This window comes from Pseudomonas sp. SbOxS1, from assembly GCF_013416725.1.
Taxonomy (GTDB): Bacteria; Pseudomonadota; Gammaproteobacteria; order Pseudomonadales; family Pseudomonadaceae; genus Aquipseudomonas.
The window spans coordinates 378778-393470 of sequence record NZ_JAAVXC010000003.1 but is presented as its reverse complement, the minus strand read 5'-3'; the positions used below and the strand labels follow the sequence as shown (position 1 = coordinate 393470).

Sequence of the window (14693 nt, the reverse complement as noted above, 5' to 3'; positions counted from 1 at the left end):
TTTTCATGGGCAAAAGAAAACCCCCGACAAGCCAAGGGCCTGTCGGGGGTTTTTTATGTTACCGGCTCAGCTTATTGGCAAGCTTCGCAATCCGGCTCGTCAATGGCGCAAGCCTTCGGCACTGGAGCAGGGCCGGCGGGTGCTGCCAGGACCGAGTCGTCACCGTGGTTGCCACCGCTGGAAACAGCGTTGAGCTTACCAGTGTTGATGGTCGACTTCTCGGTGCTGGTCGCGGCCAGGGCACGGAGGTAGTAAGTGGTTTTCAGGCCACGGTACCAGGCCATGCGGTAGGTCACGTCCAGCTTCTTGCCCGAAGCGCCGGCGATGTACAGGTTCAGCGATTGAGCCTGGTCGATCCACTTCTGACGACGGCTGGCCGCGTCGACGATCCACTTGGTGTCCACTTCGAACGCGGTTGCATAGAGCTCCTTGAGTTCTTGCGGGATGCGCTCGATCTGCTGCACCGAACCGTCGTAGTACTTCAGGTCGTTGATCATGACCGAGTCCCACAGGCCGCGAGCCTTCAGGTCGCGAACCAGGTACGGGTTGATCACGGTGAATTCGCCCGACAGGTTCGATTTCACATACAGGTTCTGGTAGGTCGGTTCGATCGACTGCGATACGCCCGTGATGTTGGCGATGGTTGCGGTCGGTGCGATGGCCATGATGTTCGAGTTACGGATACCTTTCTGAACACGGGCGCGAACCGGTGCCCAATCCAGGGATTCCTTCAGGTCGACGTCGATGTACTTCTGGCCACGGGCTTCGATCAGGATCTGTTGCGAATCCAGTGGCAGGATGCCCTTGGACCACAGCGAACCCTGGAACGTCTCGTAGGCGCCACGCTCGTCAGCCAGGTCGCAGGAAGCCTGGATTGCGTAGTAGCTGACCGCTTCCATGGACTTGTCGGCGAACTCGACGGCGGCGTCGGAACCGTAAGGGATGTGCTGCAGGTACAGCGCGTCCTGGAAGCCCATGATGCCCAGGCCGACTGGACGGTGCTTGAAGTTGGAGTTCTTCGCTTGCGGCACCGAGTAGTAGTTGATGTCGATCACGTTGTCGAGCATGCGCACAGCGGTGTTCACGGTGCGTTGCAGCTTGGCGGTGTCGAGCTTGCCGCCCACGATGTGGTTCGGCAGGTTGATCGAGCCCAGGTTGCAAACGGCGATCTCGTCCTTGTTGGTGTTCAAGGTGATCTCGGTGCACAGGTTCGAGCTGTGGACCACGCCCACGTGCTGCTGCGGGCTGCGCAGGTTGCACGGGTCTTTGAAAGTCAGCCATGGGTGGCCGGTTTCGAACAGCATGGACAGCATCTTGCGCCACAGGTCTTTGGCCTGGATGGTCTTGAACAGCTTGACCTTGCCCGGGTACTCGGTCAGGGCTTCGTAGTACTCGTAGCGCTCTTCGAAGGCCTTGCCGGTCAGGTCGTGCAGGTCCGGAACTTCCGATGGCGAGAACAGGGTCCACTTGCCGTCATCGAAGACACGCTTCATGAACAGGTCAGGGATCCAGTTGGCAGTGTTCATGTCGTGGGTACGACGACGATCATCACCGGTGTTCTTGCGCAGCTCGATGAACTCTTCGATGTCCATGTGCCAGGTTTCCAGGTAGGCACACACAGCGCCTTTGCGCTTGCCACCCTGGTTAACGGCGACGGCGGTGTCGTTCACTACTTTCAGGAACGGTACGACGCCCTGGGACTTGCCGTTGGTGCCCTTGATGTACGAACCCAGCGCACGAACCGGGGTCCAGTCGTTGCCCAGGCCGCCAGCGAATTTCGACAGCATGGCGTTGTCGTGGATCGCGTGGTAGATGCCCGAGAGGTCATCCGGCACGGTGGTCAGGTAGCAGCTCGACAGCTGCGGACGCAGGGTACCGGCGTTGAACAGGGTCGGGGTCGACGACATGTAGTCGAAGGACGACAACAGGTTGTAGAACTCGATCGCACGGTCTTCTTTCTGCTTCTCTTCGATCGCCAGGCCCATGGCCACGCGCATGAAGAAGATCTGCGGCAGTTCGAAGCGCACGCCATCCTTGTGGATGAAGTAACGGTCGTACAGGGTTTGCAGGCCCAGGTAGGTGAACTGCTGGTCGCGCTCGTGGTTGATTGCCTTGCCGAGCTTTTCCAGGTCGAAGTCGGCCAGGACCGGGTTCAGCAATTCGAATTCGATACCCTTGGCGATGTAGGCCGGCAGGGCCTTGGCGTACAGGTCGACCATCTCGTGGTGAGTCGCGCTCTCGGCGACGCCGAGGAAGCCCAGGCCTTCGGCACGCAGGGTGTCCATCAGCAGGCGCGCGGTCACGAACGAGTAGTTCGGCTCACGCTCGACCAGGGTACGGGCGGTCATCACCAGGGCGGTGTTGACGTCGGTCAGGGCCACGCCGTCGTACAGGTTCTTCAGGGTTTCGCGCTGGATCAGGTCGCCGTCGACTTCTTCCAGGCCTTCGCACGCTTCGGTGACGATGGTGTTCAGGCGGCCCATGTCCAGCGGCGCCAGGCTACCGTCGGCGCGGGTGATGCGAATCGACGGGTGAGCGTCGACCGCTGCTTCGGCCGGGGCGTGAGCGGCGCGTTCTTTCGAGCGACCGTCACGGTAGATCACGTAGTCACGAGCGACTTTTTGCTCGCCGGCACGCATCAGGGCCAGTTCGACCTGGTCCTGGATTTCTTCGATGTGGATGGTGCCGCCCGATGGCATGCGACGCTTGAAGGTGGCAGTGACCTGTTCGGTCAGGCGGGCCACGGTGTCGTGGATGCGCGACGAAGCGGCAGCGGTGCCACCCTCAACTGCAAGAAACGCTTTGGTGATGGCGACGGTGATCTTGTCATCGGTGTAAGGAACGACAGTGCCGTTACGCTTGATCACACGCAGCTGGCCCGGCGCGGTGGCGGACAGATCCGAATTCGAATCAGCGGCCTGCGGCAAGGTGCCCTGCGGGTTCTCGCGAGTTGTGTCGGTTTGCATCGGGGGGTGTCTCCACATTCTCTATGTTTGATTGGGCACCATCACGGTGCCCACCGTTCCGTCCTGAAGCACTACAACCGGCCAAGGCCGGGCATAACAACTTCGGGACAGTAGGAAGGGGGCTATTGGGCGCCGCTTCCATGCCGAAGTCTTGGTCTCACGCCTTGGGCCTGAGACCTTGGTCCTTTGAGATGACAGTTGGGAGGTGGCAGTCGTGACTGCAACACCCGTACCGTTTTTCACCCCATGGGCCGAAATACAGTAGCCATCCGCGCGCGCGGTTTTGGGCTTTGGAAATTACGTTTGGTTCAACCGGAAAGAGGCAATAAAAGCGCTTGAATTTGGTATCCGGTTTGTGTTTGGTTTTTCATGAAAAACCCTACATCTAGGGTTTTTTTTACGCTGGGCTACAAGATAATGCGTTTTGGGGGGTGATTGCAACGTACTACCTGTGGATAAACCTGTGCGTAAATTGTGTGTTGTGAACGGAATCGGCGTGCAGGCCGCGATGCTGCTGGACCCGGCTTTTTTTCATCGATTTTCAAGCCGCGAAAACACTCGAGCGGATTTTTAAGGGCGCGAACCCTATCACAAAAAACTCTGTTGTCCGAACGCATTTACCGGCTTGTGTTCTGCGTGGGCGACGTTTATACAATCGGTCAGCGTGTATGCAATTTATCCACCCCTATCATTACAAAAAGACGGGCGGATCCTTCCTTATAAGTGTTCTGGCAAGTAGAGGTCACCGGTGGAGCAAGAAGCCTGGCAGGTATTGATTGTGGAGGACGATCAACGTCTGGCCGAACTGACGCGTGATTACCTGCAAGCCAATGGCCTGCGTGTATCGATCGAAGGCAATGGTGCGCTGGCGGCGGCCCGCATCATCAAGGAACAACCGGACCTGGTGATTCTCGACCTGATGCTGCCAGGCGAAGATGGCCTGAGCATTTGCCGCAAGGTGCGTGACCGTTACGACGGCCCGATCCTGATGCTCACCGCACGCACCGACGACACCGACCAGATCCTAGGCCTGGACCTGGGTGCCGACGACTACGTGTGCAAGCCGGTGCGCCCGCGCTTGCTGCTGGCGCGCATCCAGGCATTGCTGCGACGCAGCGAGACGCCGGAGGTGGCCCCGGAAAAACAACGGCGCCTGCAATTCGGCCCGCTGGTGGTGGACAATGCATTGCGCGAAGCCTGGCTGCACGATAACGGCATCGAACTGACCAGCGCCGAGTTCGACTTGCTCTGGCTGCTGGTGGCCAACGCCGGGCGCATCCTGTCCCGGGAAGAAATCTTCACCGCGTTGCGCGGCATCGGCTATGACGGCCAGGACCGCTCCATCGACGTGCGCATCTCGCGCATCCGCCCCAAGATCGGCGATGACCCGGACCATCCACGACTGATCAAGACCGTGCGCAGCAAAGGCTACCTGTTTGTTCCCGAGGCCTGCGTAGACCCGACCCTGTGAACTCGATCTTCCTGCGGATCTACGGCGGCATGTGCGCCGCGTTGATACTGGTGGCGGTACTCGGCGTGCTGGCCTTGCACCTGCTCAACCAGGTGCGCGGCGAGCAGTACCGCGAGAGACTGGCCCACGGCACCTTTTCGCTGATGGCCGACAACCTGCAACCGATGAACCAGACCGAGCGTCACCGGGCGTTGTTGGTGTGGGAGCGGCTGCTGGGGATTCCGCTGGCGCTGAAAACCTTTGCCCAGACCGACCTCGACCTTACCCAGCGCACCCGCGTCCTGCGCGGCCAGGCCCTGGTGGAGAAGACCGGCCCGCATGCGGCCAGGGTCTACCGTCTGGTCAGTGACCAGGAGCAGCTTGTGCTCACCGGTGACGTCCAGCAGATCAGCGAACAACTCGCCCGGGCGACGATTTACCTGTTGGCAGACGAGCTGGTGCGCTACCCCGTGGGCGAACAACCGGGGCGCCTGGCGCAATTGAAACAGGACAAGGGTTTTGGCTTCGATTTGCGCCTGGTCACGGTCCAGGAAGCCGACATGGATGAAGACCAGAGCCGCCGGGTGTCCGAGGGCGACACCGTGATGGCGCTGGGCAAGGAGGGCGATTCGATCCGGGTGTTCGCAGGCATGGTCGGCACGCCGTGGGTGCTGGAAATCGGCCCGTTGTACCAGATGAATCCTTATCCGCCAGAGTGGCTGGTGTTGATTGCCGCACTGGGGCTGAGCCTGATCGGCCTGATCGTCTATCTGCTGGTGCGGCAACTGGAGCGTCGCTTGCGAGGGTTGGAAGCGGCGGCGACGCGGATCGCCAAGGGCAGCCTGGAAACCCGGGTGCCAACGCGCGGTGCGGACTCGGTGGGGCGACTGGCGTCGGCGTTCAACGGCATGGCCGAGCACCTGCAACAGCTGCTGGCCATTCAGCGCGAGCTGGTGCGTGCCGTGTCCCACGAATTGCGCACGCCGGTGGCGCGCCTGCGTTTTGGCCTGGAAATGATCGGCTCGGCCAAGACCCCGCAAGCCCTGGAAAAATACTGCGAAGGCATGGACCACGATATTGAGGACCTCGACCGCCTGGTCGACGAGATGCTGACTTACGCGCGGTTGGAGCAAGGCTCCCCAGCACTGAATTTTCAGCGTATCGATCTGGATGCCTTGGTCAATCAGGTCATCGAAGAGCTGGCACCCTTGCGCGCCGACGTCACGGTGCAGCGAGGATTGTGCCTGTCGGCCGCCGACTGCGACGACGCTTGGGTCGAGGCCGAGCCACGCTACCTGCATCGGGCAATGCAGAACCTGGTGAGCAATGCCATGCGCCATGCTCAATCGCGGGTCACTATCAGTTATCAGGTGGGGCAGCAGCGCTGTCGGGTGGATGTTGAAGATGATGGGCCGGGCGTACCGGAAATGGCCTGGGAGAAAATTTTCACGCCGTTCCTGCGACTCGACGACAGCCGCACCCGGGCCTCGGGCGGCCATGGGTTGGGTTTGTCGATCGTGCGGCGGATCATCCATTGGCACGACGGCCGGGCGTTGATCGGCAGGAGCAAAAGCCTGGGCGGCGCATGTTTCAGCTTGAGCTGGCCGAGGAATCAGGAGAAGCGGTGAGGACCCTTCGCTACGTTTTTGTGTCGGTCTCCATGTTGTGATCGACGTAGAACTGTAGGAGCGAGGCTTGCCCGCGAAGAGTCCCATACAAACAGCAGAAATCTTCAGGCCTTGATACTGACCAGACTCAACAACTGCCCATCCTTGACCCCGAACTGCGCCTGCAGCTCGGTGCCGTTGCGCCATTCGCCGGACAGGTCGGTCAGCAACCGCAATCGCACCTCACCTGACTCGGTCCACTCCAGCAACTCGGCGTGTTCGAAGTAGAAACGTTTCCGGACGATCGGGTAGAGCGCCTTGAACAGGCTCTCTTTCACTGAAAAAGTCAGGGTGACCAGTAACGCAAGCTGATCGCGACGCCCGGCGGCCATGCGCTGCAGTTCCGGCGGGGTGAGGATTTCCCCGGCCAGACGTTCGGCGCGTTCGGCATTGAGCAGGTTTTCCATGTCCATTCCCAAGCCGCGCCAATGGGTTTTGTTCGCGACGATGGCCGCGGCCCGACCGGTGCTATGGGTGATCGAACCGGTGATGTGCGCCGGCCAGACGGGCGCCCGGTCATCACCGATGGCCGGGCTGAAATTCAGGCCCTCCAGTTGTTGCAGGGCGGCACGGGCGCAGATCCGCCCGGCGAGAAATTCTGCCTGGCGTTTGGCCACCGAGCGCTGAATGCTCGCTGGCGCCTCAATGGCGCTGCGCTGGAAGTCATCGCTGAGCAGTCGCGAAGTATCGAAGTGGGTACTCAACAGCACAGTATCGGGCAGCACCAACGGCAGCGGCCAATGGGCATCGAGGGGCGTGCAGCAGGCGGGCAGGGCGGGGACTGAATTCATGTCGGGCATTTTGCCGGGTTGCCTTGATGCTGGGTAGTGCTTGAGGGCTTTGTGGCGAGGGGATAAATCCCCTCGCCACCGTGTCTAGCCGTTCAGCTGAAGATCTTCTTGAGAAATGCCTGCATATCCGCCCACGATTTTTCATCCGCCGCTTTGTTGTAACCAATGTCCGGCCCGCCATGATCACCATGGCTCAAGCGATCGGCATCGGGATTGCTGAAACCGTGCTTGGCGCCGTCCAGGCTGACGAACCGGTAGTCGGCGCCGGCCTTGTCCATCTCGGTTTTGAAAGCAGCGACATTTTCCGGCGTGATCAGGCTGTCCTGGGCGCCGTGTTCGACAAGGATTTTCGCCTTGACGCTGCCCGGTGTCGCAGGGGTATTGGTGACCAGCGCGCCATGGAAACTCACAACCCCGGCCAGAGGCGCACCCTGACGAGCGGCATTGAGCACCACGCCGCCGCCGAAGCAGTAGCCGATGGCGGCTAGCTTGTTCGGATCGGTTTGCGCCTGTTGTTTGAGCAAGTCGAGTCCCGCCTGAAACCGCGCGCTGGCAATCGCGTTGTCCTTGAGCACGGCCTGCATGAAAGCCATCGCGTCCTTGGGGTGTTCGGTGTTCTTGCCGTCGCCATACATATCGATGGCCAGGGCGCTGTAACCCAGGCTGGCCAAGTCGCGGGCGCGGCGCTTGGCGTAGTCGTTCAACCCCCAGAACTCATGCACCACCACGACACCGGGGCGCGGACCTTTTATCGCGTCGTCAAAGGCGTAATAGCCAATCATCCGGGTGCCGTCGGGACTTTGGTACGGGATTTCCTGAGTCTTGATGGCGGCCTGGGCCAGCCCGCTGACGGCGAGCAAGAAGAGGGCGAAGAGCATGCGCATGGTCGGATCTCCTGCAAGAAAATCATCGAAACAACTGGGTGGATATGGTTCAGCTCAGGTTAAGCGGCTGTTCAGGGGGAGTTCAGGGCGGCGTGAGTAATCTTGCCCCGTAGCCAAAACAACGCCAACTCTTGAGGAGCTTCACCCATGACTGGATTCAAAAAACTGCTGCTGGCATTCACCGTTTTCGGCGCGAGCACTGCAGCGTTCGCTTCCAACGACAATTTCGGCAGCCTTACTTATGGGCAGACCAGCGACAAGATCAAAAAATCCCACGCCTTGAACGATAACCTCGACCGTCCGAACGCCGACGGCGTGATCGGCAAGGACAACACCTGGGGCTTGCGTGTGGGCCAGCAAAACAGCCAGGGCCGCTACTACGCCACTTACGATAACGTGTCGGGTTCGCACAATGGCATTAAACTGCGTCAGGAAAGCCTGCTGGGCAGCTACGATCTGTTCCATCCGTTGAGTGCTGGCACCAAGCTGTTTGGTGGCGCTTCGGCCGGGTTGACCAAAATGACCCAGGAATCGCCAGGCTTCAGCCGCGACAGCGACATCGGTTACGCCATTGGCGCACAGGCAGGGATTCTGCAACAGGTTTCGCAAAACACGTCGGTTGAACTGGGGTACCGTTACCTGCGCAGCAACGCCAGCACCGAAATGAGCGAGCGAGGTGGTAGCAAACAAGGTTCGCTGAGCTTGACCAGCAGCGCACAGACCTACCTTTCAGCCAACTACGCTTTTTGACAAGCGTGAGTGACCGCCGTGGCGGATCAATCCAGGCGATTGATCCGCCACGGCCTGTCAGCCGGAGGTGCGTCGATCGTGCCTCTGGCGTATTTGATTTGCCTGGGAGAGGGACATGAAACTGCTGGTCGTCGAGGATGAAGCGCTGTTGCGCCATCACCTGCAAACCCGCCTGACGGATAGCGGCCATGTGGTCGAGTCCGTGGCCAACGCCGTCGATGCGCTGTATCAGACTGAGCAGTTCAATCACGATCTGGCGGTGATCGATCTTGGGTTGCCGGGCATGGGTGGGCTGGATCTGATCCGTCAGTTACGCTCGCAGGGCAAGACCTTTCCAATCCTGATCCTCACCGCGCGCGGCAACTGGCAGGATAAGGTGGAAGGCCTTGCTGCCGGCGCCGACGACTATGTGGTCAAGCCCTTTCAGTTTGAAGAGCTCGAGGCTCGGCTGAATGCGTTGCTGCGTCGCTCCAGCGGGTTTACCCAGTCAACGATCGTTGCCGGGCCGCTGCTGCTGGACCTCAATCGCAAGCAGGCGTCCCTGGATGAGCAGCCACTGGCATTGACCGCGTATGAGTACCGGATTCTCGAGTACTTGATGCGCCACCATCAGCAGGTGGTGCCCAAGGACCGTTTGATGGAACAGCTTTATCCAGATGATGACGACCGCGATCCGAACGTGATCGAAGTGCTGGTCGGCCGTCTGCGTCGCAAACTCGAAGGTAAGTCCGGTTTCAAGCCAATTGATACGGTGCGTGGCCTGGGCTATCTATTCACTGAGCGTTGCACTTGATCGGTTCTCTTCGGTTTCGCCTGATGCTCGCCGCCACGATCCTGGCGGTCTTGTTCATGCTGGCATTGTTGCCGGCGATGCAGGGCGCGTTCAGCCTGGCGTTGCAGGACGCCATCGAGCAGCGACTGGCGTCGGACGTCACCACGTTGATCTCTGCCGCACGGGTCGAGAACGACCGCTTGCAGATGCCGGAACAGTTGCCTGATGAGCGCTTCAACCTGGCCGATGGCAATTTGCTCGGTTACATCTACAGCCGTGAAGGCCAATTGGTGTGGCGCTCGAAAGACACCCTTGACGAGAACATCAATTACAAGCCGCGTTACGACGGGCGCGGTAATGAATTCGCCAGGATTCGCCAGGACAATGGCCGGGAATTCTTCGTCTATGACGTCGAGGTCAAGTTGCTCGGCGGCAAAAGTGCGGCGTTCAGCTTCGTCGCGTTGCAACCGGCGCATGAATACGATGCCACGCTCGCCGGCCTGCGGGACAACCTGTACCTGGGATTCGGCGCCGCCTTGCTGGTGCTTCTGGGGTTGCTATGGGTGGGCCTGACCTGGGGGTTGCAGGCATTGCGCCGGCTGAGCCAGGAACTGGACGAAATCGAAAGCGGTACCCGCGAAAGCCTGAGCGAACAACACCCGCGTGAACTGCTGCGCCTGACCGGCTCCCTCAACCGCCTGCTGCACAGCGAGCGCGAACAGCGCAGCCGTTATCGCGATTCCCTCGACGACCTGGCCCATAGCCTGAAAACCCCATTGGCGGTATTGCAGGGGGTCAGCGAAGGCATGGCGCAACGCCCTGAGGATCGGGATCAGGCCTGGGTACTGCAGACCCAGATCGAGCGCATGAGCCAGCAGATCAGTTACCAATTGCAGCGCGCCAGCCTGCGCAAAAGCGGCCTGGTGCGCCATCAGGTACGCCTGCAGCCAGTGTTGCAGAGCCTTTGCGATACGCTGGACAAGGTCTATCGCGACAAACGGGTGCAGGTTACCTTCGATTTGCCGGAGCAGTGCCGGGTCCCTATCGAGCAGGGCGCCTTGCTGGAAATGTTGGGTAATCTGCTGGAGAACGCTTATCGACTGTGCCTGAGCGAAGTGCGCATCAGCGTGCGCACCCTCGACGGTATCGAGATATGCGTGGAAGACGATGGTCCAGGCGTCCCGCTCGATCAGCGCACGCGGATTCTGCAGCGCGGTGAACGCCTGGACCGCCAGCATCCGGGGCAGGGTATTGGCCTGGCGGTGGTCAAGGACATCATCGAAAGCTATAGCGCAAAATTGACCCTGGGCGACTCGCCCCTGGGCGGCGCGGCCTTCCGTATCCAGTTTCCGCTGGTGTGATCTTGAACTCAGTTTTCCCGGGCCCGATAGGCCCCCGGCGTCAGTCCGGTCCACTTCTTGAATGCCCGGTGAAACGCCGATGGTTCGGAAAACCCCAATTGCTCGGCGATCTGCTGCAAGGGCAAGTCGTTGCGGCCTAGGTGATAAATGGCAATGTCGCGGCGTAGTTGGTCCTTCAGCTCCTGAAAACTGGTGTTTTCTTCACGCAGATGCCGGCGTAGCGTTTGCGGGCTGATATGCAGGTGCGCAGCCACGGCCTCCAGGTCTGGCCAGGGGGAGCGGTCGCGGCTGAGCAAGCGTCGCAACTGGCTGCTCAGGCTGTGGCCTTCATCCGGGCGCGATAACAGATCGGCAGGCGAGCGTTCAAGGAACTGCTTCAGCGTGCGTTCATCTTGCAGCAGTGGCATGTTCAGGTAGCGGCCGTGAAACAGCAGGCTGCTCTGTTGCGCCGAAAACTCGAGCGGGCACGAGAACAGCAGCTCGTATTCGGCGCCATGTTCCGGTCGCGGGTAGCTGAACGTGGCGTGTTCCAGTCGAATACGCTGGCCGATCAACCAGCTGGCGAAGCGATGCCAGATCACCAATAGGCTCTCGGTGAGGAAATGTTCCGGGTCCCAGAGGTGTGAGTCATCCAGGCTCAGACGAATCATTTCGTCTTCGCGCGCCAGCGTCAGGCGCGGGGCGTCCGGGAATAGGCTATAAAACATTAATCCGCGATGCAGTGCCTTATCCAGATTGCGGCAATGGATCACGGCATGACACATCATCGCGAAGCTGCCTGGCTTGCTGACACCTTGCCCGAAACCCAGGTACTCATCGTCCAGTGCCAGCCAAAGTCCCTGGATCAGGCGGGTGAATTGTTCTGGAGGGATGCGCGCCCGAGGCTCCTCGAGCAACTCGGGGCTGATCCCCAATTGCTGCAACAGTCTTGAATAATCGTAGCCACGCCGTTGCGCCCCACCGAGGACGGCACGGGCGAAATGACTGGCGATGGTGCGTTCGCGCATAGCAGGCAAGTCCGTCCATTGAGCGACGGATGGTAGCCGCGCTTCATAGCCATGAACAAGGCGGATATCCGCCAGATTACAGGGTGTGATTCGACAGGTGGGCGGAAATCCGCCATTGCGCAAACGTCGCGCGATGACCCGGAAAAACCTGCAGCCCTTGATGTCAGAAGGCTTACAGGCTTTTCGCACAAGGTGGCACGGGCCTTGCGATAGAACCAGCAGATGCCTGCCGTCGCGCAGCTCGAAAAAACAAATCCCTCCAGTGCAGGAGGGTTCGCCATTGAGGTGGGGTGGGCAACAGATGGATGTTGTCGCCGCGCACTCTTGAGGAACTTTGCAATGACGACTCGTCAGCCACTGTACAAATCCCTGTATTTCCAGGTGATCGTTGCAATTGTCATCGGTATCTTGCTCGGTCACTACTATCCACAGCTCGGTGTGGCGGTAAAACCGCTGGGTGACGGGTTCATCAAGCTGATCAAGATGATCATCGCGCCGATCATCTTCTGTACCGTGGTCAGTGGTATCGCTGGCATGCAGGACATGAAGTCGGTCGGCAAGACCGGCGGTTACGCATTGCTGTATTTCGAGATCGTTTCGACCATCGCGCTGCTGGTCGGCCTGGTGGTGGTCAACATCGCTCAGCCGGGCGCCGGCATGCACATCGACGTGACCACCCTGGATGCCTCCAAGGTTGCTCAATATGTCTCGGCCGGTGCTGATCAAAGCGTCGTCGGCTTCCTGCTCAACGTGATCCCGTCCACCATCGTCGGTGCGTTCGCCACGGGCGATATCCTGCAAGTGCTGATGTTCTCGGTGATCTTCGGTTTCGCCCTGCATCGCCTGGGTGCCTACGGCAAGCCGCTGTTGGACTTCATCGATCGCTTCGCCCACGTGATGTTCAACATCATCAACATGATCATGAAGCTCGCGCCAATCGGTGCCTTCGGTGCCATGGCGTTCACCATCGGTGCCTACGGTGTTGGCTCGCTGGTGCAACTGGGCCAGTTGATGGCCTGCTTCTACATCACCTGCCTGCTGTTCATCCTGATCGTGCTGGGTGGTATCGCTCGCGCCCACGGCTTCAGCGTGTTGAAACTGATCCGCTACATCCGTGAAGAACTGCTGATCGTGCTGGGTACTTCCTCTTCGGAGTCGGTGCTGCCACGCATGCTGATCAAGATGGAGCGTCTGGGTGCGCAGAAGTCTGTGGTTGGCCTGGTTATTCCTACCGGCTATTCGTTCAACCTCGACGGTACCGCGATCTACCTGACCATGGCGGCTGTGTTCATCGCCCAGGCCACCGACACCCACATGGACATCACGCACCAGATCACCTTGCTGGTGGTGTTGCTGCTGTCTTCCAAGGGCGCTGCAGGCGTGACCGGTTCGGGCTTCATCGTACTGGCGGCGACCCTGTCCGCCGTAGGCCACCTGCCGGTTGCCGGCCTGGCGCTGATCCTGGGTATCGACCGTTTCATGTCCGAAGCCCGTGCACTGACCAACCTGGTCGGTAACGCCGTTGCCACCATCGTTGTGGCCAAGTGGGTCAAGGAACTGGACACCGATGTGCTGCAATCGGAGCTGGCGTCTGGCGGTCGCGGCATTGCCGACGAGCCTAAGGACGATGTTCTGGGCCACGTCGAAGCGGTAACCCCGACTAACGCCAAGTAAGCCTTGTCGTCATGAAAAACCCGCTACGGCGGGTTTTTTCTTGCCCGGGATTTGAGCGCAACGGTCATTGCATGTGGCGCATAAGGTGATTGCTGCAAAGCGCTTGGCTGCCTAGGCTGGGGCATCATCCAGGGAGAACGCTCATGCTCGGTCCATTGGCATCACTCAAGGTTCTGGACTTCTCGACATTGCTGCCGGGGCCGTTCGCTTCGCTATTGCTGGCGGACATGGGCGCCGAGGTGCTGCGCATCGAATCGCCGGCCCGCATGGACCTGCTGCGCGTGCTGCCGCCGCACGACCAGGGCGTATCGGCCAGCCATGCCTACCTCAATCGCAACAAGCGCAGCCTGGCCCTGGACCTCAAGCAGCCCGAAGCGCTGGAGGTGATCAGGCAATTATTGCAGGACCACGACATCGTGCTGGAGCAGTTCCGTCCTGGCGTCATGGCGCGCTTGGGCCTGGGTTATGAAGCCTTGAAGGCGATCAACCCGAAGCTGATTTATGTCTCGATCACCGGTTACGGCCAGACCGGCCCCTACAAGGACCGCGCCGGCCATGACATCAATTACCTGGCGCTCGCCGGGCTGTCGAGCTACAGCGGTCGCGCCGACAGCGGGCCGCTGCCGTTGGGCATGCAGGTGGCGGACATTGCCGGTGGCTCGCTGCACGGGGTCATCGGCCTGCTGGCCGCCGTGATCGCTCGACAGCAAACCGGGCAGGGGCAGCATCTTGATGTGAGCATGACCGATTGCGCGTTCAGCCTGAACGCCATGGCGGGCGCCGGGTACTTGGCCTGTGGTGTCGAACCAGGCCGGGAAGACCAGATGCTCAATGGTGGCAGCTTCTATGACTATTACCGTTCCCGGGATGGGCGCTGGTTGTCGGTGGGCAGCCTGGAGCCGGGGTTCATGACACAGTTGTGTGCGGCGCTGGGGTTGGAGGAGTGGGCGAGCCTTGGGTTATCTACACAACCTGCAGAGCAACGCAAGCTCAAGGATGCGTTGAAGACCGAGTTCGAAAAGCATGACTTTGCCGAGCTGTGCGCGCTGTTTGCCGAGCTTGATGCTTGCGTCGAGCCGGTATTGAGCCTGGCTGAGGCAGTGCGACATCCGCAGTTGCAGGCGCGGGAGCTGGTGACGCAAGTGCCGCGGGGCGATGGTTCGAGTCAGGCGCAGATGGCTTGCCCGTTGAAGTTTTCAGGCGGGTTGCCGCAGCCCAGGCATATTGGTGTGGCACTGGGGCAGCATACCGATCAAGTGTTGGGGGAGTTGGGGTTCAGCGCTGAGCGGGTCGCCGAGCTGCGGCGTGCCAAGGTGGTGCTCTAGCGCCTGATAGATCGCCTTCGCCAGCAGGCTGGCTCCCACAATGGGT

The 14693-nt window shown here is 60.3% G+C and carries 11 protein-coding genes; 7 read left to right on the top strand and 4 right to left on the bottom strand.

What is annotated here, in order from left to right:
* Positions 1–71: 71 nt before the first annotated feature.
* Positions 72–2966, bottom strand: a complete 2895-nt coding sequence (locus tag HFK74_RS06095) for a ribonucleoside-diphosphate reductase subunit alpha (RefSeq protein WP_180202753.1) — start codon at positions 2964–2966, stop codon at positions 72–74.
* A 748-nt stretch (positions 2967–3714) separates the two neighbouring features.
* On the opposite strand from HFK74_RS06095, the gene HFK74_RS06090 reads away from it, so the two are divergent.
* A complete protein-coding gene (locus tag HFK74_RS06090; protein WP_180202752.1) occupies positions 3715–4437 on the top strand; it encodes a winged helix-turn-helix domain-containing protein in 723 nt (240 codons plus the stop codon).
* Positions 4434–6044, top strand: coding sequence for an ATP-binding protein (locus HFK74_RS06085; protein WP_180202751.1), 1611 nt, complete (start codon positions 4434–4436; stop codon positions 6042–6044). The genes HFK74_RS06090 and HFK74_RS06085 overlap by 4 nt, the downstream gene beginning before the upstream one ends.
* 104 nt (positions 6045–6148) lie before the next feature.
* On the opposite strand, the gene HFK74_RS06080 is transcribed toward HFK74_RS06085, so the two are convergent.
* Positions 6149–6874 carry a 4'-phosphopantetheinyl transferase gene (locus tag HFK74_RS06080; RefSeq protein ID WP_218953560.1) on the bottom strand — a complete coding sequence of 242 codons (726 nt, stop codon included), beginning with the start codon at positions 6872–6874 and terminating at the stop codon, positions 6149–6151.
* A 92-nt stretch (positions 6875–6966) separates the two neighbouring features.
* Positions 6967–7758: a dienelactone hydrolase family protein gene (locus HFK74_RS06075; protein ID WP_180202749.1), complete on the bottom strand. Its 792-nt coding sequence runs from the start codon at positions 7756–7758 to the stop codon at positions 6967–6969.
* A 147-nt stretch (positions 7759–7905) separates the two neighbouring features.
* Here HFK74_RS06075 and HFK74_RS06070 point away from each other — a divergent pair, with 147 nt between their 5' ends.
* The 3 genes from HFK74_RS06070 to HFK74_RS06060 all read left to right on the top strand — a co-directional run bounded on the left by HFK74_RS06070 (position 7906) and on the right by HFK74_RS06060 (position 10641).
* Positions 7906–8508, top strand: coding sequence for a hypothetical protein (locus tag HFK74_RS06070; RefSeq protein WP_180202748.1), 603 nt, complete (start codon positions 7906–7908; stop codon positions 8506–8508).
* Positions 8509–8623: 115 nt separating this feature from the next.
* Positions 8624–9301: a response regulator gene (locus tag HFK74_RS06065; protein ID WP_180202747.1), complete on the top strand. Its 678-nt coding sequence runs from the start codon at positions 8624–8626 to the stop codon at positions 9299–9301.
* On the top strand, positions 9298–10641 hold the full coding sequence (locus tag HFK74_RS06060; RefSeq protein WP_180202746.1) for an ATP-binding protein: 1344 nt from the start codon (positions 9298–9300) through the stop codon (positions 10639–10641). Before HFK74_RS06065 ends, HFK74_RS06060 begins: the two co-directional genes overlap by 4 nt.
* Before the next feature lie 8 nt (positions 10642–10649).
* On the opposite strand, the gene HFK74_RS06055 is transcribed toward HFK74_RS06060, so the two are convergent.
* Positions 10650–11648 carry an AraC family transcriptional regulator gene (locus HFK74_RS06055; protein ID WP_180202745.1) on the bottom strand — a complete coding sequence of 333 codons (999 nt, stop codon included), beginning with the start codon at positions 11646–11648 and terminating at the stop codon, positions 10650–10652.
* Positions 11649–11987: 339 nt separating this feature from the next.
* Here HFK74_RS06055 and HFK74_RS06050 point away from each other — a divergent pair, with 339 nt between their 5' ends.
* Both HFK74_RS06050 and HFK74_RS06045 read left to right on the top strand, forming a co-directional pair.
* Positions 11988–13322, top strand: coding sequence for a dicarboxylate/amino acid:cation symporter (locus tag HFK74_RS06050; protein ID WP_180202744.1), 1335 nt, complete (start codon positions 11988–11990; stop codon positions 13320–13322).
* A gap of 143 nt (positions 13323–13465) precedes the next feature.
* Positions 13466–14647: a CaiB/BaiF CoA-transferase family protein gene (locus HFK74_RS06045; protein WP_180202743.1), complete on the top strand. Its 1182-nt coding sequence runs from the start codon at positions 13466–13468 to the stop codon at positions 14645–14647.
* The last annotated feature ends 46 nt before the right edge of the window (positions 14648–14693 follow it).